Below are 22,706 nucleotides of genomic sequence, written 5' to 3' on the forward strand. Positions count from 1 at the left end.
GCCCGCATTCGTGCGTTCCGTAGGCCGAGGTGGGGCCACCGCGATCCGGCGGTAGGCGGACTGCAGGCGGATTGCAAGGGGACTGCGGGCATCCCGCGCGAAGGTAGCGGCATCGAGCCCATCGCCCCAAGAGGAGGTTCCGTGCGTAGACGCATGGTGTTTGTGAGTTGTGTACTCGTAGCGGTCGCGGGTACGACGTCCGCAGCCCAGGCAGCGGTGTCCCCGGACCGAGCGGCCGCACAACCGTCGCTCGCCGGTTTCGCCCCGGCCGTCGACGTCGACGCGATGAACCGGCAGTTCCACCACCTGGAAGCCATTGCCGCCGGAAGTCCGGAGGGCTCGGGCGGCACGTACTTCGACGAGAAGACCGGGCAACTGGTCGTCCGGCAGGTGGCGAACGCCGACGGCGCGCGACTGCGGGCCGAGGTGGCGGCACGCTCGCGACAGGCGGGCGAGGTGCCGGTCCGGTTCGAGACCACGACGGTGTCGATGCGGCGGCTGGAGACCGCCACGAAGGCGTTGAAGAGTTCCCGGGCCTGGGCCGGCGGCAGCGCCGGGAGTGTGCACCAGGTATGGCTGGACCGCCTGACACCGCAGATTGTCATCGACGCCTCCGGCGACGCCGAGGCCCTCGTCGCGGCGGCGGTCAAGGCCACCTCCCTGACTCCGAGGGTGTCCCTATCGAAGACCGGAACTGTCGAGGCGAGCCGCCGGGTCGACAGCGTCCCCTACTACGGTGGGCTGGCACTGTTCAACAGCGTTCCCGGAAACGCCCGTACCGCGGACGCATTCTGCACGACCGGATTCCGGATGACCCGCGGCGGGACCAACAGCAACTGGGTGACCACCGCCGGACACTGCGGCCCGAACCAGCGCAACTTCTGGCACGGCGGCTGGAACCTGCGGGTCAGCTCGAACTACTACAGCCTGGGCACGGACGTCGCCATGCTGGCGGGGGAGAACGGCGCCTACTTCAGCCGGCACTCCTGGTTCGGTGGGCGGGACACCAGCACGTCACACCCGGTGACGGCGAAGTTGACCGGATGGCCCGCCATCGGGTCGGCGGTCTACCTGTCCGGTGCCAACGGTGGTCTGGTGTACGGCCTGGTCCGGGACACCAACAACACCGACTGCAACGGCACGCCGACGGTTGTCGTCGACACGGTCACCGGGCACCCGAGCGACGGTCCGGTGCTCGGTGGCGACTCGGGCGGACCGGTCACGCGATGGAACACCGCCACCTCGGCGACGAACGACCTCACCGCCGAGGGCATCATCACCTGTAGCAACAGCTCGAGCCGGGCGGACTTCACGCCCATCCACCGCGTCGAGGCGGCCACGGATGCCGTCGTGGTGATCGGCGGCAACTGACCCGGTCCGGTACGCGGGCGGCGAGCGTGCCGCCCGCGTACCGGTGCCTTGGGGCCGGGGTCAGTTCGTGTACGACGACGTTGTCGGCTCGGGAGGCGAAGGCGCGCCGGGTCCAGGTGCCGTTGCTGTCGGTCCAGGTGGAGGTGACCTCTCCGGTCCGGAAGTCGGTGATGCGGGCGTACCCGTTGGCCGTGGTCATGCCGGGCGTGCTGATCTGCAACTCGAAGCCGGGGTGGTAGGTCTGGGTCCAGCGCAGGCTCCAGCCGGCCGCGAAATCCGTGTTGGCTCCGCCGTAGTTCCCGGCCAGCGCCTTGTCCCGCGCGTCGGCCAGCCGCCCCTGGAGTACCGGCGAGGTGACACCCCGGCTCCCGTTGGGCAGCACGAAACGATGGTTATCGAAAATCACCTTCTCGAGGGCGGCGTTCCGTACCGGACCGCGCCGTACTCACCGTTGCCGGTGAGGAACCCGTCCGTCCAGGTTGTCGCCGCCCTCGCGTCGTGGATCCCGCGCTCGGGCAGGGTGACGTGAGGCGCGGCGGCGGTGGCCCGTCCGGCGCCCACGGCCGGGATCAGGACCGCCGAGCCGGTGGTCAAAGCGGCGGTGGCGAGCAGGCGCCTCCGGTTCACGGGCAGGTCCGTCATCAGGAGTCCCCTTCGACACCGAGGCTGAAGGTTGTGCGTCATATCGCCCGCAGCCCGTGGGGTCTGGGCTACGCCGCAGCGTCCGACACTCGTGGGGTGGCGCTCCGGGTCGGCGACACGGTCTACGTCTCCGGGCCAACTCTCGCACGACGACCAGGGCATCGTGGGTGAGAACGACATCCACAAGCAGTGCGAGATGACGTTCGCCCACCTCGACCGCTTGCTGGAGCACTTCGGTGCGACGCGCCGTCAGGTCATTCGGACCACCGTGATCCTCACCAACCGGCGGGAGAACTTCGGCTCGGCCGCCGCCGCGCACAGCGCCTACTTCGGTGACCACCGGCCGACGAGCACGACCTTCGGGGCCGTGGAACTGGCGCTCCCGGGCCAGGTCGTCGAGATCGGCGCGGTCGCGCTGCTCAACCTGCCGCGCTAGCTCGATCGTCAACCTGGTCCGAGCTGGTCAGGCATGCTGTCCTGGGGGCCAGGAGCACTGGCCAACGAATCCCTCACGTAGCACCGCCGGAACCGACCGATTGACCGGCCGATCCGGTGCCGGCCGTAGCGTCCGACACTCGTTACCTAGAACCCAACCGGACGCGCCTGCGCACGGGGTGCGCTCAACGGGCGCGGCCGGCCGAACCGAGCACCCGAGCACCCGAGCACGGCGACCGTCACCCTCTCGTGACAGCGCCAAGGATGTGAGAAGCGATGACAAGCCTGGCAACGACGACGAGCTGGCCGAGCCTGCGGGTCTCGGACTGGACCGCCACTCGCGACACCCTGCACATGTGGACCCAGATCGTGGGCAAGATCCGCATGGCGCACGCTCCGTTTCTCAACCACTGGTGGCAGGTGACCCTGTACGTGAGCCCGCGCGGGTTGACGACATCCGCCATCCCGTACGGCACGGGAGCCTTCGAGATCGAGTTCGACTTCATCGATCATCGGCTCGACATTCGCACCAGCGACGGCGGCGCGCAGAGCCTCCCGCTCCGGCCGATGCCGGTCGCCGAGTTCTACTCGCGGGTCATGGCCATGCTCGACGAGCTCGGGATCGAGGCACCGATCCGGCCGCGCCCCAACGAGGTCGACCCGGCGATCCCGTTCGCCGAGGACCACCAGCACGCCTCCTACGACGGTGAGTCGGCCGCCCTGTTCTGGCGACAGCTGTTGCAGGCGAACCGGGTGATGGGCGAGTTCCGCTCACACTTCGTGGGCAAGGTCAGCCCGGTGCACTTCTTCTGGGGCGGGATGGACCTCGCCTGCACCCGCTTCTCCGGCCGGTCGGCCCCGCCGCACCCGGGGGGCGTGCCCAACTGCGGGGACTGGGTCATGGTCGAGGGCTACTCCCGCGAGCTGTCCAGCTGCGGGTTCTGGCCCGGCGGCGGTGAGGAAGGTGCCTTCTACTCGTACGCCTACCCCGCACCCGACGGGTTCGCCGAGCAACGGATCGGCCCCGAAGGCGCGTACTTCAGCAGCGAATTCCAGCAGTTCCTCCTGCCCTACGAGGTCGTACGCGCGGCACCGGACCCGGACCGCGCGGTCGCCGAGTTCCTCCGCACCACCTACGAGGCCGCCGCGGACCTCGGGCGCTGGGACCGCTCCGCGCTGGAGGACAACCCATCTCGCTGGGACCGAAAATCTGCATCGTGACGACAGAGACTGGCGCGGCATCAATGGGCGCACGGGCGGACCGGTCGTGCGCCCGTGGGCGTCTAGGGCCCGTGTCAAAGCCCCTGGCCGGACTGTGCCTCGGCTCGACCGAGGACTTCGACACAGGCCCTAGCTGAGCCGTAGGTCTCCAGCGAAGTCGATCCTGGCCAGCTGCCTACGGGAGGTGATGCCCAGCTTGGGGTAGACGTTGGCCAGGTGGTGGCCGAGCGTGCGGGGGCTGATGAGCAGCTGCGCCGCGATCTCCCGATTGGTCAGACGGTCCGCGGCTAGCTGCGCGACCCGGAGCTCCTGCGCGGTCAGCCCGGCTGCTGTCGGAGGATCGGCTACGCGGGGGGTGCCGCCCGGGTCGGTCAGGGCCTGCTCGCGTAGCGCCCGCACCCGCAGTGGGTCCGCGCCCAGGCGGTCAAAGGTCTCGGCGGCTGCGGCGAGCTGAGTACTGGCGTCGGCCCGGCGGCGTGCCCGCCGCAGCCACTCCCCGTAGAGCAGCCGAGTGCGGGCGTACTCGAACGAATGCGCCCCCGCCCCCGCGACGTCCAGGGCGGCTCGGAACGAGACCTCGGCCGCCGATCCGCCCTGGACGAGGGCCCGGAGACGGTGGCTGGCTGTGTGGGCCCAGGTCGCACCCGTACGCTGCGCCCACTCCTGCACCATGGCGACCTGAGCCACGGCGACGTCGCTGCTGCCGACCTGCACCGCCGCTTCGACGGTGTCCACGGCGGCGAGCAGCGCGATGGTGGCGTGGGATGCCTCGTGGCCGGACTCGACGAGGCACAGCAGGTCACTCAGCGCCTTCTGTGGACGGCCGTCGAACAGCGCTGCCCGTCCACGAAGCCAGTACGCCGATGCGCTGAGCGCTCGCACCCCACGCGGCACCGAGACCCGCAGCATCCGGGTGCCCCGACACCGCAGCACCGTCGCGTCGGATGCCGCACTGACGGCGTACTCGAGCAGTGTGGTCTTGCCGATGCCCGGCTCACCCCACAGCACGAGCCCGGAACCCGCGCGATCCGCCGCCCGATCCAGCAGCCGGTCCAGCGCCGCGGTCTCGGCGTGCCGTCCGAACAGTTCCATGTCTCACCCCAGTGTCGCCTGGCCGTGATGCGAGCACGGCCCATCGCGGCCAGCGGACGAAATCGGTCTGGCCGTTGGACGCGGCAGCCGTGCCGCTTGCGGTGTTGCACGCACGTGTCCTGCTGGACCACGACGAGCGCGTCCCTCCATGACAGCGTGGACGCGCCCGAGGCGTCAGTGACGCGGTGTCACGATCGCTGGTGACCTGGTGTCACTGTTCGTAGCCGGGTGAGCGCCGAACACTGGGGTGGTGACCGCCGCGCCGGTCGGCCCCGTATCGGACATGAATCTGATGGAGGACACATGGTAGTGAATGTGAAAGATGCCCCCGAGGCCAAACAGTACGAGGCTCGGTTCGAGGGAGAGTCCAAGGTCGCGGGTATCGCGCAGTACATCCGCACCACGGAACTCATCGCGTTCGTACACACCGAGGTCTCGTCGGAGTACGAGGGCAGGGGAGTTGGGGCGGCCCTGGCCCGCACCGGCCTCGACGAGGCCCGCGCCGCGGGCCTGCTGGTCCTGCCCACCTGCCCATTCTTCGCGGGGTGGATCGCCCGGCACCCCGAGTACCAGGACCTGGTGTACCAGTCCCGCAGCAGAGTCAGCGACTGAACAGCAGGGCAAGTCAGCGAGATGGAGGTCGGTATGAGCAGCGGAACCGCGAAGAAGGCATACGAGGGCCAGTCGATCACCGTGACCTTTCAGGCCACGCGTTGCCTGCATGCCGCCGAGTGCGTCCGCAGCTTGCCGGAGGTCTTCGACCCGGGCCAGCGCCCGTGGATCCGACCCGACGCTGCCGAGGCCGAGCGCTTGGCCGAAGTGATCCGGCGCTGTCCCTCCGGAGCGTTGCAGTACGAACTCGTCGACGGTGGGGCGGAGACCCCGGATCCGCCCACGCGGATCACGGGCGACTCCGCCGGACAGTAGATCGTGCGCGGACACTGCCTCGACCGTGTGGCGGCGACAGGGTTTTCACTGGTGCGGCAAGTCTTGAGTAGGGGAGTCAGATGCGAAAAACCTTGTCGGTCGTGCTCGTTTCGGCGGTCGCGGCGATGTCGCTGGTGTCGGTTCTGGGGGCTTCCCAAGCGACGGCGCAAAGCGGGTTGAAGTGGGGTCCGTGCCCCGCCGACAGCGCGCTGCCCGGACTGGAATGCACGACGGTCCAGGTTCCCCTGGACTATCGGAAGCCGCAGGGGCGGCAGCTTGACGTGGCGGTCTCCCGTCTGCCGAGCAAGGACCCGTCGCGGCGCCGGGGCGTGTTGGTAACCAACCCGGGCGGTCCCGGCGCCGGGGGACTGATCTACCCGGGCCTGCTCGCCGGCAATCTGTCGCCGCAGCCGCTGCCGCGCAGCGTCCAGGACCAGTACGACGTGATCGGATTCGACCCGCGCGGTGTGGGCCACAGCTCGCCGGTGACCTGTGACGTGACGCCGGAGCAGATCGCCCGGCGCAACCTTTGGTACCCGGCTGACGCGGCCGGCGTACGGAAGGACGCCGAGATCGCGAAGGCGATGGCCCGGCAGTGTGCGACATCGGAGACGGCCGCGCTGCTGCCCCACATCACCACCGCGAACACCGCACGGGACATGGACCGCATTCGGGAAGCGCTGGGCGAGCCGAAGATCTCTTACCTCGGTGTGTCGTACGGCACCTACCTCGGTGCGGTCTACACGACGATGTTCCCCCAGCACAGTGACCGGTTCGTGCTCGACAGCAACCTCGGCCCCGGTGGTTACGACCTCACCGCCATGCGACGGCTCGGCCGCGGCCTGGAGGACCGGTTCCCGGACTTCGCGACGTTCGCCGCCGCCAATCCCCAGTACGGACTGGGCACGACGCCGAAGCAGGTGCGCGCGAAGTTCTTCGACCTCGCCGCGCGGCTGGAGAAGTCACCGGTGCAGGGCGTGGACGGTTCGTTGTTCCGGGGGATCACGTTCGACCACCTCTACAGCGACGTGAGCATGCCCACCCTGGCTGCAGTGTGGAAAGCGCTCGACACGAACGAGTCGATGCCGCCCGAGCCGCCGCCCGCGAATATCGACAACGCCGTCTCCGGCCGCCTGCATGTCATCTGCGGCGATTCGAAGTGGCCGAGTTCCGTCCGCGATTATCAGCGGGCCGTCGCGGTCCACCGGGTCAAGTACCCGATGGTCGGTGCCGCCGCGGCCAATATCGGTCCGTGCGCATTCTGGCCGTCCCCGGTCGAGCGGCCGGTGCGAATTGGTGACCGAGGGCCGTCGAACGTGCTGATGGTGCAGAACCTTCGCGACCCCGGGACCCCGCTGGTCGGCGCCCGCGAACTCAGGAACGCGTTCGGTGACCGGGCGCGGATGGTGACGGTGGACCAGGGTGGCCACGGTGCCTACCTGCTCTTCGCCAAGAACATGTGCGCCAACAACACGGCGACGGCCTTCCTCACCACCGGCCAGCGTCCGCGGCACGACATCACGTGTGCGGCCGAGGCCGGCTGAGCGACGGAACCTACTGCCCTCGGCGGGCACCGGCGGCGTAGATCGTCGTCATCTGACAGATGTCTCGACGCGGCGCGGCACCAAGACTGCGGGTAGTTCCATCGATGCGTGCTCGCACGCGCGATCACGCCTGCCGGAGGTCTGCCATGCCGACGACACACTCAGCATCCGCCCCACCGGGTCCGGCGAAGAAGCCGGTTCTCCGGTGGCCACGGCGCTCCCGACAGCCCAGGCCAGCGATCGCCCTGCTCGTCATGACCCTGGTCGCGACGACCGCGACAGCTGTCGCCGGTCCGGCCACGCCGGCCTTCGCCAACGACCACTACGGCAGCATCGAATCCGCCGCCGAGGCGAACCGGGACTGGATGGCACGGGTGTCGGACGACGCCAGCCTGGCCGACCTGTCGATTCCCGGCACCCACGACACCCTCGCGCTCTGCGGCCAGTCGGCGGGCAACGGCGACTGCGAATTCATCTCGACGAGCCTCACCCAGACGCAGGAACGCCACGGGTACAGCGCGGAGACCCTGGCCACCCAACTGGACGCCGGCATCCGGTCGATCGACATCAGGGTCCGGGTGGACAGGGGCGACGCCGGACTGACGTTCACCGTCCACCACGGTGTCTACTACCAGTGGGCCAACTTCACCGACGTGCTCACGAAGATCGAGACGTTCCTGCGGGCGAACCCGACCGAGACGGTGCTGCTGAACCTCAAGGCCGAGTGCCTGGGCAGCGATGGAAGTTGCGCCGACGCGGAGGGCTACGACAGCACCGAGTGGCGCCGGAAGGTGTTCGACTCGTACCTCACCGGCCGCTACCACACCGGCAACGGTGACGAGACGAGGCAGGGCAGAGCCTGGGGAAGCCTGTTCTGGAGCAACTCCGTCAACGGTGTCGAGCAGACGACCACGCCGACCCTCGGCGCCGTACGCGGGAAGATCGTCCTGCTCGGGTTCCGCGGACCGGCCGGCGGCATCTACGGCGGCTACGGCATCGGGCAGCTCTACCCCGCCGGCGGCTCCTACGAGGGCTACGTGCAGGACAACTTCACCGTCACCCAGGTCAGCGACATCGACGACAAGTGGGAGAGTGTTCGGACGCACCTGCGCAAGACCAACGGGGTGTGGGACGCCAACCGTGGCGAGCAGACCCGACACGACCACGAGCCGGGCTCGCTCTACATGAACTTCACCAGCGGCACGGGTGGCCTGGCCCACCCGTACACGGTCGCCGGTGGCACCCCGACGGCGACCGGGGTCAACGAGTTCCTCATCCAGTGCCTGCGGGCCAGCAACGACAGGTGCCCGGAGTTCTACCCGAACCGGGCGGGCAACTTCGGTGGACGCCAGACCATGGACCGGCTCGGCATCGTGATGATGGACTTCCCGGGCGGAAAGCTGATCGACGAGATCGTCGCCCGCAATCCCGCCGGTCGGGCCGGCGGCAGTCGCAACGGCGGGGCCGGCGACCCGATGGAGCAGCATGCCGGCGGTGACAACGGAGGCACCCGACCGGTGGTGCCGACGGACCACGCGCAGTGCCGCCCGGACGGCATGATCCCGACCGCCGGCACCAGCACCCCCTACTGCCGGGTCTACCAGGGCGACGGCCGGGAGTGGCTCGGCCAGGGCCGGAGTCGTCGGGTGATCGGCTACTTCAACGGCAGCCGTACCGGGGCCGACGGCAAGCCCTCCTACCTGGTCAAGAACATGCCGTGGTCAAAGCTGACCCACATCAACTACGCCTTCGCCCGAGTCGAGAACAACCGGATCTCGGTCGGAGCGGATGGCCCGAACAACCCGGCAACCGGCATGACCTGGAACGTTCCCGGCACCGAGATGGACCAGAGCCTGCCGTACCGGGGGCACTTCAACCTGTTGACCACCTACAAGCGTCAGCACCCCCGGGTGAAGACGCTGATCTCGGTGGGCGGCTGGGCGGAGAGCCGTGGCTTCTACGGCATGACCACAAACGCCGACGGTACGACCAACCAGGCCGGGATCAACACGTTCTCCGACTCGGTGGTCGACTTCCTTGGCCGGTACGGCTTCGACGGCGTCGACATCGACTTCGAGTACCCGACCGTGCTGGACGACACCGGCAACCCGAACGACTGGAACGATGCTCGCTCCCGCCGCAAGGGACTGCCGACCTCGTACACGGCCCTCATGAAGACGTTGCGGGAGAAGTTGGACCGGGCGTCTGCCACCAACGGTCGCTACCACCTGCTCACCTCCGCCACGTCGGCCTCCGGCTACCTGGTCCGGGGCATGGAGAACCAGAAGGCGCTGCGCTACCAGGACTACACCAACCTCATGGCGTACGACTACCACGGCTCCTGGAACGACGTGGTCGGTCCGAACGCCGCCCTGCACGACGACGGCAAGGACCCGGAGCTGAGCGACCTGTACTCCACGCCGGAATATCAGAAGATCGGCTACTTCAACACCGACTGGGCCTTCCACCACCTGCGCGGCGCGATGCAGGCCGGGCGGATCAACATCGGCATCCCGTACTACACCCGGGGTTGGCGCAACGTCACAGGTGGCAGCAACGGGATGTGGGGCAGATCCGTCGGCAGCAACTGTCAGCCGGGTACCGGCCTGGTACGTCCGTGCGGCAACGGCGCGCTCGGCATCGACAACATCTGGCACGACCTCGACGCCAGCGGTCAGGAGGTCGGCGCCGGGGTCAACCCGATGTGGCACGCCAAGAACCTGGAACGCGACCTCACCCCCCGTTACGCGAAGGCGGTCGGCCTCACGCCGGACAGCGACCCGAACGATCGGCGCACCGGCACGTACGACCGGCACTGGGACGCGACGACCCGTACCGCGTGGCTGTGGAACCCAGAGAAGAAGACCTATCTCTCCATCCAGGACACCGAGGCCTTGGACCAGGTCGTCGACTACGTCAACCGCAAGGGCGCGGGTGGCGTGATGATGTGGGAACTCTCCGGTGACTACGAGTGCCCGGCCGAGGCGACCGCCGACAACCCCTGTGTGATGGGCTACAGCCTGACCAACCGGCTGCACGAACGGCTCCAGGGCGCCGCCGCGTACGGCGACAGCCGCAGCGCCGGCAGTTCGGTGCAGCGTCCGGCACTGGCCCTCGACGTGACAGTCGACCTGATCCGCTACCCGACCGACACGGCGAGTCTATGGCCGCTGACCCCGACCGTCCGGATCAGCAACAACACCGGAGTGACCATCGGCGGCGGCAAGGGCAACGTCATCTCGTTCGACCTGCCGACCTCGACACCCCCGCTGATCAAGGACGGCAACTGGCAGACCGGCGCCCAGGGCGGCCGGTGGCAGGTGCAGGCCGGGCACACCGGCCCCAACGTAGGCACCGGACTGTCCGGCGCCTTCCACCGGGTCAGCCTCACCCTGGACTACTGCCAGATCATCCCGGCCGGACAGAGCCTGGACGTGCCGATCATCTACTACATCCCGGCCACCGGGCCGGTGAACACCACAGTCAAGCTGGGCGGCACCACGTTCGCCTCGGTGCCGGAGCAGAACCGGGGCGCCGCGAAGGTGATCCCGGCGACGGGCGGGTGTTCGGCACCGGCCTGGGACGCCGGCAAGGTCTACAACCCGGCGACCCAGTCGGTGGAGAACACCACAGTGAAGTACGCCGGCAAGGTCTGGCAGGCCAAGTGGTGGACCCAGGGCAACGTGCCCGGCACCGGGGCCAACTCGGACCTGGAGCCCTGGCGGCTCATCGGCCCGGCCGGCTGACGCGGAGGCGGTGGCATCCAGGTCCGGCCCGGATGCCACCGCCCTCGCAGCACCGGTCAGTGCTCGACGACGCCCTCCGAGGCCCGGCGCAGCACCGCCCCCGCGATCTCCACCCGGCTGTGCATGTTGAGCTTCGCCAGGATCCGCGAGATGTGCGTCTGGGCCGTCCGGCGGGTGAGAAAAAGATTCTGTGCGATGTCCGGCGTGGAACGACCCGCCGCGACAAGCAGGGCGACCTTGCGCTCGGTCGGCGTCAACGCGTCCCAGCCGTGCCCCGGCCGTCTGCTCCGGGCACCCCGTACCCCACGACGAATCCCGCGACCGCGCAGCCTGGCCTCGGCACGGCGAATATCCCAGGTGGCGCCGAAAGTGCCGTACAGGTCGATCGCCTCGTTCAGGGCGGTCCGTGCCTGCGCGATGTCGCCCCGCTGCGCCAGGACGACGGCGAGATCCTCCAGCGTCCCGGCGAGTTCCACCGGCACCCCGCTCGCCCGGTAGTGCGCCACGGCGGAACGAATAGTCGCCGGGTCGCCGCTGCGCAGGCCGCGACACCGATCAGCGGACGCGGCCGCTCGCGCCGGCACCTGCTCTGCCGCCGCCTCCGCCAGGCAGGCGCGTACCCCGGCCTCCGCGGCCGACCGGTCGTCGACCGCGAGAGCGAGTCGGACGAACCGGGGCAGCCACTGGTGGGTCAGGGTCATCTCCCCTGGCCGTCGGTCGAGAAGAGCGGCCAAATGGTCCAACGCCATCCGCAGATCGCCGTCCTGCTCGGCGGCAAGGGACCGCGCCACTAGCAGGAAGTCGAGGTTTTCCCGATCGGCAACGGTCACGACCGGGCGGTCGAGTCCCGCGCGAAGATGGGCGGCGGCCCTGACCCGCTCGCCCCGATGGCCAGCGATGAGCGCGGACACACCGTGCCAGAGCCGCCCCGGGCCGCCATCGCGCAGCCCACGGTATGTCGATGTCGAGGTGTCCTGCGCGACCGCGTCGAGTTCGGCCAGGGCGTCGTCCCACCGCCCCAGCCAGAACAGCAACACGGCGGCGGTCACCCCGGCGGTCGTGTCGTCCATGCGGTTGGCCGCGCGGAGAAAGTCCCGGGCTTCACACAGCGCCGCCTCAGCGTCCGTCCATCGGCTCAGGTTCTGGAGCGAGAAGATCCGTCCGTGCAGGGCGAACGCCCTCAGGTCGACGTGGTCGGCGACGAAGCTCAACGCCTCGATCGCCGCCTCCGCGCTGTGCAGGGCGAGCCGGTGCTGCCGTCGCACGGAATGGCTGGCCCAGAGACCCGTCAGCGCGTACGCCGTCGCGAAAGCGTCTCCGGCCACGGCTGCCGTGCGGAGCGCGTCCCGAGCGGTGGCGTCCGCCGCCGCCAGGTCCCCGGAGCCCGCCCGCTGGAACATGGCCAGCGAGGCGAGCAGCCGGGCCCGCCAGGCGTCGGGTAGGTCAGCTCCGGCGAGGGCCCGGTGCAGGTTGGCCACCGCCGCGTCGTTGTGCCCGCCACTGCACAGCGCGCGGGCGAGCATCCAGTGGAGCTGCCCCCGGTCGTCCGGGTCGACGACCAACCCCAGGGTCTGCCGCACCCGTTGCGCGGCTTCCTCGTGCTCGCCGGCGGCGATGAGGACCCGCGCCAGGTTCATGCGGAGCACCACCCGTACGTCCTCGTCACCCGGGTCGTGGTCCACCTCGCGACGGAGCAGCTCGGCCGCGAGATGCGGCGCCCAACCCGCCAGCACCGGTCCGGCCCCGGCCAGCCACCGTCGCGCCCAGCGGTTCCCGACAACGCCGGAGGCGAGGAGATGCTGAGCCACACGCTGCGGTTCGACGCTGGTGGACTCCAAGGCCCGTGCCACATCGAGGTGCAGTGCGGCGCGCAACGCGGCCGGCATCCCGTCGTACAGGGCCTGCCGGAGCAACGGATGCCGGAATCGCAGCCGAGGGCCGGCCTCGACCAGGATGCCCGCAGTCACCGCCTCCTGGAGGTCGGCGGAGAAGTCGATCGCCGGACGGCCGAGCAGTGCGGCGAGTTCGGTGACCGCGAATTCGCCGCCGAGCAGCGCGGCCGCCCGCATCAACTCGACGGTACCGGCCGGGACGGAACTCAGCCTGCCTTCCAGGGCCGCGGCCAGCGATCTCGGGACCACGCCGGCAGCTGAGTCGCGCACCTCGGCCTGCGCGCCGATGTCCAGCAGGTCCTCACGAACCAGTGACTCGACCAGTTCCCGCAGGAAGAGTGGATTGCCGGCCGCCTGAGCGGCGAGCCTGACGAGTCCGTCCCCGGGTGGCACGCCCACGAGTGCGGCGAGCAGATCGCGGACCGACTCCGGGGTGAGGGAACCGAGCGGGACGCGGAGCACGGCCCGCCGGCGTGCGACGGCGCGCAACCGCCGCACTGTCGACCGGTGAGCGCCGGGACGGTAGGAGAGGACCAGCAGCAACGGCAGGTACGCGGCGACCGAGGCCAGCCGGCGGCACACATCGATGGACGCGTCATCGGCCCACTGCACGTCGTCGACGAGGAGCATCATCGGGCCGGCGGTGCACAGTTCGTCGACCAGAGCGACGACCATTTCCACGGCCGCCGCGGCGTGACCGGCGTCGGCCAGATCGAGGACGGATCGCCTGTCGCTCAGGAGCTCCGCGATCCGCGCCCGGTGGGGATCCGTCGAGCGCGGCCTGATCTCCAGGCAGTCGAGTAGCACGCCCAGGAGTGGCGGATGAGCCAGTTGGTCGGCGACACCCTCGGACACCTGGCAGCCCAGCTCTCTGCCAACGTGGGCAGCGGCCGCCATCAGGGATGATTTGCCAATCCCCGGCTCGCCCTCGATCCAGACCACGCCGCCGGCGCCGAGACGCAGCCGTTGCACGGCGTCCCACAGCTCCGTGAGTTCGGGCCCACGCCCGATCAGAAACCCTGGAGAGTTAACGGACGTCAGCATCGTGCCTCAGATCCATCGGCTGCCCCGCGCCGTCGGCCCGGTCATCGACGGCCAGCCACGTCGGCGGCGAATGCGGCAACCCAGGTCAGTGCGGAGTTCCAGTTGATGGTGATCTCGTTGACCGACCAGGCTTCCAGATTGTCGACGTAGCAGAGCTGCGGGGCGCATCCGTGCAGCCAACTCGCCGAGAGCGGGTCCTGGAGGCTGGAGTTGGGCCCCCCGGCAACCGATCCCACCGGCGGGTTCGGCAACCGGGCGTCGAACGATTTCGCGTACCACCGGCTGTGCTGGTTCTTCGCGTCGTTGCTGCCGTAGCCGGTGATGTAGGACTGCCCGAGGGCGTTTCGGCCCAGCAGGTAGTCGAGCCCTTCGAAGACGGCGTCGGCGTACCTGTCGTCGCCGGTGAGGTCGTGGGCGGTGGCCAGGACGACCTGGTTGTTCAGCATGGACGCGTTCGAGCCCCAGTCGTAGCGTCCCGTGGTGGGGGTGTAGGTCTGCCCGAAGCGCTCGGCCTTCTGGAACGAGATCAACCGGTCCGCGGCGGCGACCACCCATCCCTTGATTTGTTCGCGGTCGCTCAACCCGGTGCCGAGCCGCGCCAGATCGAGTTGGGCCAGCGCGGCCACCGAACCCCAGTAGAAGCCGTTCTGGCTGAAGGCCGTACCGGCGGTGTGGAACCGGCTGGCCCGGACGGCGGTGAGGTAGGTGGCGTCCTTGGTGGTCAGGTACAGCTCGGCCGCGGCCCAGTAGAACTCGTCGGAGACGTCCCCGTCGTTGTAGGGCCCCCCGCCGCTGCGGTCCTCGTACGGCGCGAAGAGCGCCGGGTTGGCCCGGGCCGCGGCGTACGCGCGTTCGGCCGCTGCCCGCAGCCGGGCGGCGAAGCCGGCGTCGTGCGCCTGGTAGATCCTCGCTGCCTGGGCCGCGACGGCGGCCAGGTTCAGGGTGGCCGCGGTCGACGGGCGGTGCAGTTCCCGGGGTTTCCGGTCCTGGTGTGGCAGCATCGGCGGCCCGGTCCAGGTCTCGTCGTGAACCTTGTGGTGGACCATGCCGGCCAGGGGGAGGCCGTCGGGCACCTGCATCTTCAGCATGAAATCGAGGTTCCAGCGGGCCTCGTCGAGGATGTCCGGGACACCGTTTACGCGTTCCGGCACGGCCAGGGTGCCGTCGCCGAGGGCCGCCGGCCGGTTGCGCTCCCAGGTCGACAGGAGCTGGTACGTCGCGATGCCGCCGTTGACGACGTACTTGCCGTGGTCGCCGGCGTCGTACCAGCCGCCGGTGACGTCCAGTCGGTAGGAGCAGGTCCAGTTGTTCAGGAACGACTTCGGCTCCTGACAGGGCACCTGGGTGTCGCCACCGTTCGGTGACTCCGCGACGTGCCCGGCCGGGCGGGCGTACGCCGCCCCGGCGATGCCCCCGTCGATCGCGATCCCACTGCGGTTGGTGTAGAAGAGGCGGGTCGCGTCGGTGCGCAGCCGGTCGTACAGGTCCGCGCGGATGTCGAACGGGTGACTGGGGCGGTCGACCCAGCCGTCGTACACCAATTCGAACCGGCCGGTGGTCGTGACGTGGCTGAAGTCGATCACATGGGTGTTGGCGCTTGCCGACGCGTCGAAGCCGGTCGGGGTGGTCCGACCCGTCGCCACCGTCGCACCGCCGCCGACCCGGCGCAGCGTCCACGGCACCGCGTGGGACGCGCCGTACAGCAACGTCGCCCGTTTGGGTCCGTTGGGTAGGTAGCCGTGCTGGTTCACCTTGAGGTCCGGCCCGGCGTCGGCCCGGTACGCGTACTCGGCGCCGGTGAGCGTCACGTCGTCCATGCAGAACTCGTACGGCGCCGTGGACTTACCGAGCCGGAACTGGAGCTGGGCCAACCGGTACGGCTCCGGGTAGGTCGTGGTGATGGTGTACTCGTACTCCTTCCAGGCGGTGCCGGTGGTGAAGCCCTTGTTCAGGTACGTGACATTGGTCGGGTTGTCGAAGGGCGCGAGGTAGACCAGCGGGCTCGCCGCCGTGTTCGTCCGGGCGCGGAACCGCAGCGTGTACGTGGCGCCGCCGGGCAGGTAGATGCTGTTGTGGCCCACCAGGACGTCCCACGGGTTGGTGGACGCGGGCGCGGTCACGCAGAAGGTCCCGCCGTCCAGTTTCGGCGTCATTCCGGCGTTCACCCACCACGGCTTGTCAGTGCCGGTGAACGTGCTGTTCTGCAACAGCCGGCCGTCGAGCTGCGGCCGGGGTGGCCCACCCCCGTACGCCGGCAGCGTTCCCGCCGGCAGGTCCTGCCCGCCGCCCTGGCCGGGCTGTCCCGGGCCGGGATCCGCGCTGCCGTACCGGGGCAGCAGCCAACCGTCGAGGCCGCCGGAGGCGGCGCTGACCAGGACGAAGTCGCTGATCAGGTCGGCGTCGAGGTCGGCGAACAGGCCGGTGGTGCCGGCGAACGGGCCATCGTCACGGATCGGGCCCAGTGACCGCCAGCCGGTCGTCGCGCTCCACGGTGCGCCGGTGTTCTCCCAGGCCTGCACTTTGCCGCTGGGGTAGTCGACGCGCAGCACGTCGGCCCGGCGGTCACCTGTGACATCCGTGAACGACGTCTGGTAATAGCCGTCGGCGGGGGTCGCGAAGCCACTGACCGAGTGCCAGTCGCCCGGCACCGGCGTCCGGCCCTGGGACCGGTTCTCCCAGAGGCTGGCGTGGCTCAGCCGATCCGAGTTGATCAGGTCGTCGTCTCCGTCACCGTCGATGTCGACGAAGCGCGGGTTCTCGTAGCGCAGGTCGTTGGCCACGATGGTGGGTGCTCCCAACCGGATCTGCGCGGCGTCGGACTCGTTGCGGGACATCCAGATGACCCGGGTCCCGGTGGGCGACTCGTCAGCGGTCTGCAACCGGACGTAGTCGTCCCGGTCGTCGCCGTCGAGGTCGCCGAAGTGCACCGTACTGGGCAGACCCCGGTCCGGCGGGCTGATGTCACCGAGGGCGGTCCAGGTGGATCGGGGGCCGTTGTTGCGCCACGCCGGTATCCGACCGTCGGGCTGAACGATGACGTGATCGGCGTCGCCGTCGCCGTCGAGGTCGGGGAAGTGGGTCTCCGAGCCGGCCGGGGTGGCGTCCCGGAACTCACCGATCGGGTCCCAGCGCGGGCCGATGCCGTTGCGGGGCTCCGGTCGCCACTGGTAGAAGTCCTGCGCGACCACCAACCGCGCTCCGAGAGCGTTGGCGGAGGGTTGCAGGGAGCCGCCGAGCCCAGGCGTGAAGATCTGCCCGTCCTTGAACTGCCACCGGGACACATCTGCCTGCTCCGAGCAGAGGGTGCTGCCGGTGCTCCGGGAGTTCGCGTCCCAGGACAGACACCGCTCGGTCGCCGGGTCGGCCTGCGGCCAGGCGAGCTGGTACTGACCCCCAGCCGTGCTGAAGCGCACCTGGAGGGCCTCGTCGAGGCTGCCGCGCGGCGTCCTGACGTGTGGTCCGATGTCGTCGCCGTCGTTCGTCTTCGACGCGATCACCGCGTGCTCCAGGTGGCGGGCGAAGAAGCGGTAGGTGTCGCCGGGGACCGGGGCGTAACAGTCCCGCTCGGTCGTCGTCCGGGGCGCGAGGCCACCGCCGGAGCCACAGCCGGCGTTCACGACGTAACGGACATACCTGTGGTCGGAGTTCCCGCCGCGAACCTCGGCGTTGATGGTGTTGTTGTTCCCGTTGCTGGCATAGGCGAAGTCCAGCTCTTCGCCGCCCTCGTGGGTGGGCTGGCCCGCCGCGACGATGTGGCTCTGCAACGCGGCCGGCATCCGTGCCGGGTCCTGGTTGAAGTCGGCGAGCACCATCCATTCGCCGGTGGGGCGACCGGCCATGAACTGCCGCGCCGTCTCGATGATGTCGGGGGCGTCGTTGGCACTGTTCGGACCGTTGGACTGCGCGTGGGCGGTGAAGTACCAGTCGGTGCCGATCTGGACGCCCATCATCGGCCGCGAGTTGAACCGCGAATGCACCGGCAAGATCACGGCGTCGGTCACCGTCTCCCGGGTGACGATGGCCAGGCCGTTGCGTTGTTGACCGGTGTCGGCCCAGTAGATCTGCACCAGGTCCGGGCGGCTTTCCGAGCCGATGTTGTACAGATGCTCGGTGACGCCGGCCTCGGCGAATTGCCGATCCATCCACACCGCCCGGTCGGGCGGTTGGCTGCCCGCCTCCTGGAGTGCGGCGACCTGCACCCCCTCCTGGTTGAGCATCTGCTGCACAGCGGTCAGCCATCGCGACTCCGGAGGCCCTCCGCCCCCTTGATGCTGGCCCTGCATGTTCCAGGACCCCACGTTCAGGTCCCGCGCCACCGCTGCCGCCGGTGTCGGCGGTTCCAGGGCGTACAGAGCCGTCGACACCGTCGTCAATGCGATGATCGCGGCCAGTCGCCTGCGCACCACGCCCACGTCAAATCCTCCAGACCGACCTCGTCGCCCGCCACCGAGATCACGGAGACGATGCGGCAGCGGAGCCCCGCACCGCATCGGTGGAAATTGCCTATTCGGGCAGGGGATCTGGCCGGCGTGCGTTCCGCCGCTGCCTCCCGGGGTTCCTTTGTCCAGACTGGAACGATGTCGTCAACCCAGTCGATCCAGCTTCTCGCGAGCGGTGGTGTCGGGCCGAGGCGTGAGGACCACGAGGCGCAGGTCGGTGTTCTGGGTGGTCAGGACGTTGGCGTCCAGCGGGATGGCGCCCACGTCCGGGTGGACGGCTGTCTTGTGCGCGCTCTCGTGATGGGCCACCGCACGGAGGGCCCAGAGGTGGCGGAACCTGTCGTTCCCGGCCATGCGCGAGATCAGGGCCGCCACGTCGGGGTCGTTCGGATAGCGGGCGCTGGTCGCGCGCAGGTCGGCCACCAACGACTGCTCGAAGTAGGCGCGCTCGCTGTCGGTCTGGCGGACGCGAGGGTTTCGGGATTCGAACTGGACGATCAAGGCGTTGCGATCGTCGGCGATGGCGCCGGTGGGGTCGCCGAAGACGGCCGCGAACAGCCGGTTCCAGTGCAGCAGTCGCCACACGGCGTCGTAGACGGCCGCCGGGGTGTCGCCGAGGTGGTCGATGACGCGGTGCAGGCTGCTGGGGATCAGGTGGGGTATCCGGTCCGGGGCCGCGGCGAAGCCGGCCAGGCGCATCAGGTGCGCCTCCTCGTCGTCGGAGAGTCGTAGCGCGCGAGCCAGGGAGGTGCACACCTGCGCCGATGGTGTGGCGGCCCGGCCCTGTTCGAGGCGTGCCACGTATTCGGGGGAGATGCCGGCCAGTGCTGCCAGCTCGCCGCGCCGTAGCCCGACGACGCGCCGAGGTGATGCGTTCTGGAGACCGACTGCGGCCGGGTCCGTGCGATCCCGCCAGGCCCGCAGCGCGGTTCCGAGGTCATTCATGAACCCCATGATCCGCCATTGGTCCGGGGAACTGGGTGGTACCAGCGGTACGCGGAAGATCTGTGGCTTCCACAGTGGTGGTTCCGCCGTCGAGGATGGGGATCATGAGCAGAGTGACCAGAATGCATCACATCGGAGTGCCGGTCAGCGATTTGGCGCGGTCGGTGAGGTGGTACGAGGACGCCCTCGGCATCGCGCCGAACGGTGTGACGATCTCGGCGACGAACCCGGCGATCGGTGCGGTTGTCGAGGTCGAGAACGCGTCGATGCGGGCATCCTTCGCGTTGGCCGGTGACAACGTCCTGCTGGAACTCATCCAGTACGACAGCCCGCGGCCGAGGCCCTTCACCGGGCGCAACTCTGACGTCGGGGTCATGCACCTGTGTTTTGAGGTCGACGACCTCGACTCGGCGCACCGCGACCTGGTGCGGCGGGGCGTGCACGTCAACGCCGATCCGGTCGTGCTCCAGGACGGCGATGGCGTCGAAGCGGGGGCGCTGGCCGGGACGAAGATCCTCTACCTACGTGACCCCGACGGCATCCAGCTGGAACTGTTCGAGTTGCCCTCGTAGGAGCGCCGACTCCAGACCCGGCGGCCGTCCCGGTCGGTGCGCTGCTGTGGTTACCATCGGTGGGGCCGATCAACCGGAGGGCACCATTCGTCCGGCGACACGCAGAAGCTGATGACAGATACCAGGTCGGGATTGTTCGTCGCTCGCGAGGCGGAGCTGGGCGAGATTGCCTCGGTGACGGCAGCCGCGGCGCGGAGCTGCGGCGGGGCGATGCTCGTTCTCGGTGACGCGGGGATCGGCAAGTCGACGCTCATCGGTGCGGCCGCTTCGCGGCTCGACGGATGGCAGGTGCTGCGGGCCGGTGGTGTCGAGTTCGAGAGCGAACTGCCCTACTCGGCCCTGCACCAGTTGTGCGCGCCCGTGCTCGACCACCGCGCTGGGCTCCCCGTACCGCAGCGGAGCGCGCTCGACGCGGTGTTCGGGCTGCACGCCGGGGTCAGGCCGACTCCGATGCTCGTCGGGCTGGCCGTCCTGGGCCTGCTGAGTGCCGTAGGCCGGCGCAGGCCGGTGTTCTGCGCGGTCGACGACGTGCAGTGGATCGACGCCGGCTCGCGGCTGGTACTGGCCTTCGTCGCGGCACGCGTTGCGGCGGAGCGGGTCGCCATGGTGTTCGCTGCCCGCGACGCCGACTCGGTGTCGGAGCTCGGTCGCCTACCCGCCCTCACTCTCACCGGGCTCACTGATTCGGAAGCCCTCACCCTGCTGCGGTATCGGGCACCCTTCGGCCACGATGCAGCGATCGTGCAACGGATCCTCGCCGAAGCGGCCGGCAACCCTCTTGCCCTGGTGGAGTTCGCCCGCGACGCCGGACCGTTCGGGCTACCCGGGGACGCCGGGCACCGCGCCGTGGAACACCGGTTCGTGAGTCGGTTCCTGCGGCTGCCGGCACCCACGCGCGCGGTTCTGGCGCTGGCCGCGGCGGAGCCGACAGGCGATCTCGTGCTGCTGCGGCGTGCGATGGCGATCCAGGGGTTGGACGCCGTGGACCTGACCGCGGCCGAGGACAGCGGCCTGTTGGTGACCGGGCCCCGGGTGCACTTCCGGCATCCGTTGGCGCGTTCCGCGGTGTACCGGTCGACCGGCGCCGGGTTGCGACGGCGGGCACACACGGCGCTCGCCGCCGGTACCGACGTCGACGTCGATCCCGACCGCCGCGCCTGGCACCAGGCGAACGCGATCACCGGCCCGGATGAGGAGACCGCTGCGGAGCTGGAGCGTTCGGCCGGACGGGCACAGCGCCGCGGCGGATTGGCGGCCGTGGCCGCGTTCCTCGAGCGCGCGGCCCGACTGACCCCCGGCCGGTCGGGGCAGGCCCGCCGGTTGTTGGCCGCGGCGAGAGCGCGGTTGGGTTCGGGGGAACCTTCTGCCGCCCGGGATCTGGTGGACGAGGCCGAGCGTCTCCAGCCGGACCCCGTCGACCGCCGCGCCGCGCGACTGCTGCGCGCGACGATCGACTATCACGTGGCGCGCAGTATCCCGGCGACGATCGCGCTCATCGAGGCGGCCGACGGCGTGGGGCCCGACGAGGTCCGCGAGACCTACCTGGAGGCGTTCGCATCGCTTATGTTCAGCGTCGACGAGCCGGGGAGGTTGCGGCGGCTCGCCCTGCACATCCGGGAACGGGTGCCCCAGCGTCAGCCGCCACGCCCGGTCGACCTGCTGCTGCAGGCGTTGGTCGAGCAGAACCTCCGCCCGGTGGACGAGGCGATGCCCCTGATGCGCCGCACGGTCGACGCCTTCCGGGACCACGCCCGCACGTCCGACGCGGATCCGTGGTGGATGGAACGCGCCTGCGTGCTGAGCGTCGACCTCGGTGACAGCGACGCCATGGAGGAGATCGCCGACCGTCAGGTGGATCTCGCCCGGACACAGGGCGCCTACGCGATCCTTCCCCATGCGTTGCGCTTCCAGGCGGCAGCCCGGACGATCGTGGGCCGCTTCGCCGACGCGCAGGTCTGCATCATCGAGGCGCGTGCGGTCGACGAAGCCGCCGGCACGTCCAACCTCGTCGGGTCCGACCTGATGCTTGCCGCATGGAGCGGGGACGTCGACCGGTTCCGCGAGATCCGGGAGAAGCTGCGCGGCTGGGTGGGGGTGAATTTCACCGCCCTGCACTACGCGGAGAGCGTGCTGTGCAACGGCAGCGGCGATCACCAGTCCGCGCTCGACGCGTTGCTGCTCGTGCGGGACCAGCACCGGCGCGGCGCGTACGCCGTCACCGCCTTCCACAACGAGCTGGTCGAAGCCGCCGCGTACCTCGGACGTGCCGAAGAAGCCAAGGAATCGGCTGACTGGATCGGGGATGTCGCACGGGTCAACCCGAACGCGTGGACGACGGGCGCGCATCTGCTGGCGTGTGCGCTGCTCGACCCGGGGCTCGGCGCGCAGGACCACTACCGTGCCGCGATCAGCCGGTTCGCCGGGAGCAGGATGCGGGTCCACTACGCGCGTGCCCGACTGCTCTACGGACAGTGGCTGCGACGGGTCGGCCGTCGCGCCGAGGCGCGGGTGGAACTGCGCGCCGCGCACGAACTGCTCTCCACCATCGGCGCGCGCGGGTTCGCCGGCCGCGCCGCCCGCGAACTGGACGCCATCGGCGAGCCGACCCTGGCCGACGACGCCGATCCGCTCGCAGGGCTGACCGCCCGCGAACTACTCGTCGCCCGCAAGGTCGCCTCCGGCGCGGGCACCAAGGAGGTCGCCGCACTGCTGTTCGTCAGCCCGCGAACGATCGATGCCCACCTGCGCAACCTCTACCGCAAGCTGGGCATCACCTCACGCCGGCAACTGCGAGAACTACTCCGCTGACGGAGCAGGGCCCACCGAGCGACGAAAG

The 22,706-nt window shown here is 69.8% G+C and carries 15 protein-coding genes; 9 read left to right on the forward strand and 6 right to left on the reverse strand.

What is annotated here, in order from left to right:
• The first annotated feature begins 141 nt into the window (after positions 1–141).
• The gene (locus AB0C20_RS02755; protein ID WP_357567111.1) at positions 142–1,371 is read left to right on the forward strand and encodes a hypothetical protein; all 1,230 of its coding nucleotides are present in this window, start codon (positions 142–144) and stop codon (positions 1,369–1,371) included.
• On the opposite strand, the gene AB0C20_RS02760 is transcribed toward AB0C20_RS02755, so the two are convergent.
• Positions 1,310–1,753, reverse strand: a complete 444-nt coding sequence (locus tag AB0C20_RS02760) for a glycoside hydrolase N-terminal domain-containing protein (RefSeq protein ID WP_357177978.1) — start codon at positions 1,751–1,753, stop codon at positions 1,310–1,312. The two genes, AB0C20_RS02755 and AB0C20_RS02760, sit on opposite strands and share 62 nt — an antisense overlap.
• Positions 1,754–1,773: 20 nt before the next feature.
• Positions 1,774–2,013 carry a hypothetical protein gene (locus AB0C20_RS02765; RefSeq protein WP_357177975.1) on the reverse strand — a complete coding sequence of 80 codons (240 nt, stop codon included), beginning with the start codon at positions 2,011–2,013 and terminating at the stop codon, positions 1,774–1,776.
• Between the two features lie 91 nt (positions 2,014–2,104).
• Here AB0C20_RS02765 and AB0C20_RS02770 point away from each other — a divergent pair, with 91 nt between their 5' ends.
• Together AB0C20_RS02770 and AB0C20_RS02775 are read left to right on the forward strand one after the other, a co-directional pair.
• Positions 2,105–2,449 carry a RidA family protein gene (locus tag AB0C20_RS02770; RefSeq protein ID WP_357177972.1) on the forward strand — a complete coding sequence of 115 codons (345 nt, stop codon included), beginning with the start codon at positions 2,105–2,107 and terminating at the stop codon, positions 2,447–2,449.
• A 275-nt stretch (positions 2,450–2,724) separates the two neighbouring features.
• Positions 2,725–3,669: a DUF5996 family protein gene (locus AB0C20_RS02775; protein ID WP_357177969.1), complete on the forward strand. Its 945-nt coding sequence runs from the start codon at positions 2,725–2,727 to the stop codon at positions 3,667–3,669.
• A gap of 129 nt (positions 3,670–3,798) precedes the next feature.
• Here AB0C20_RS02775 and AB0C20_RS02780 read toward each other — a convergent pair whose 3' ends face one another.
• On the reverse strand, positions 3,799–4,761 hold the full coding sequence (locus AB0C20_RS02780; RefSeq protein WP_357567113.1) for a LuxR C-terminal-related transcriptional regulator: 963 nt from the start codon (positions 4,759–4,761) through the stop codon (positions 3,799–3,801).
• A 303-nt stretch (positions 4,762–5,064) separates the two neighbouring features.
• Here AB0C20_RS02780 and AB0C20_RS02785 point away from each other — a divergent pair, with 303 nt between their 5' ends.
• The 4 genes from AB0C20_RS02785 to AB0C20_RS02800 all read left to right on the forward strand — a co-directional run bounded on the left by AB0C20_RS02785 (position 5,065) and on the right by AB0C20_RS02800 (position 10,978).
• Positions 5,065–5,373 (forward strand): GNAT family N-acetyltransferase, encoded by a 309-nt coding sequence (locus AB0C20_RS02785; RefSeq protein WP_196925686.1) that lies wholly within the window; start codon positions 5,065–5,067, stop codon positions 5,371–5,373.
• 33 nt (positions 5,374–5,406) lie between these two features.
• A complete protein-coding gene (locus AB0C20_RS02790) occupies positions 5,407–5,688 on the forward strand; it encodes a (4Fe-4S)-binding protein (protein WP_357567115.1) in 282 nt (93 codons plus the stop codon).
• A gap of 101 nt (positions 5,689–5,789) precedes the next feature.
• Positions 5,790–7,232 (forward strand): alpha/beta hydrolase, encoded by a 1,443-nt coding sequence (locus AB0C20_RS02795; protein ID WP_357567166.1) that lies wholly within the window; start codon positions 5,790–5,792, stop codon positions 7,230–7,232.
• Positions 7,233–7,486: 254 nt separating this feature from the next.
• Positions 7,487–10,978 (forward strand): phosphatidylinositol-specific phospholipase C domain-containing protein, encoded by a 3,492-nt coding sequence (locus tag AB0C20_RS02800; RefSeq protein ID WP_357177956.1) that lies wholly within the window; start codon positions 7,487–7,489, stop codon positions 10,976–10,978.
• Between the two features lie 56 nt (positions 10,979–11,034).
• On the opposite strand, the gene AB0C20_RS02805 is transcribed toward AB0C20_RS02800, so the two are convergent.
• The 3 genes from AB0C20_RS02805 to AB0C20_RS02815 form a co-directional block, all read right to left on the reverse strand.
• Positions 11,035–13,914 (reverse strand): AAA family ATPase, encoded by a 2,880-nt coding sequence (locus AB0C20_RS02805; protein ID WP_357567117.1) that lies wholly within the window; start codon positions 13,912–13,914, stop codon positions 11,035–11,037.
• 41 nt (positions 13,915–13,955) lie between these two features.
• Entirely contained in the window at positions 13,956–18,326 is a 4,371-nt protein-coding gene (locus AB0C20_RS02810; RefSeq protein ID WP_357177950.1) for a glycoside hydrolase family 9 protein, read from the reverse strand.
• A 171-nt stretch (positions 18,327–18,497) separates the two neighbouring features.
• Positions 18,498–19,298 carry a helix-turn-helix transcriptional regulator gene (locus AB0C20_RS02815; protein WP_357177947.1) on the reverse strand — a complete coding sequence of 267 codons (801 nt, stop codon included), beginning with the start codon at positions 19,296–19,298 and terminating at the stop codon, positions 18,498–18,500.
• Between the two features lie 122 nt (positions 19,299–19,420).
• Here AB0C20_RS02815 and AB0C20_RS02820 point away from each other — a divergent pair, with 122 nt between their 5' ends.
• Together AB0C20_RS02820 and AB0C20_RS02825 are read left to right on the forward strand one after the other, a co-directional pair.
• Positions 19,421–19,870, forward strand: coding sequence for a VOC family protein (locus tag AB0C20_RS02820; protein ID WP_357177944.1), 450 nt, complete (start codon positions 19,421–19,423; stop codon positions 19,868–19,870).
• Between the two features lie 111 nt (positions 19,871–19,981).
• Positions 19,982–22,678, forward strand: coding sequence for an AAA family ATPase (locus AB0C20_RS02825; protein ID WP_357567120.1), 2,697 nt, complete (start codon positions 19,982–19,984; stop codon positions 22,676–22,678).
• Positions 22,679–22,706: the final 28 nt, after the last annotated feature.

Origin of the sequence: Micromonospora sp. NPDC048843, from assembly GCF_040649965.1 — a bacterium.
Lineage (GTDB): Bacteria > Actinomycetota > Actinomycetes > Mycobacteriales > Micromonosporaceae > Micromonospora > Micromonospora hortensis.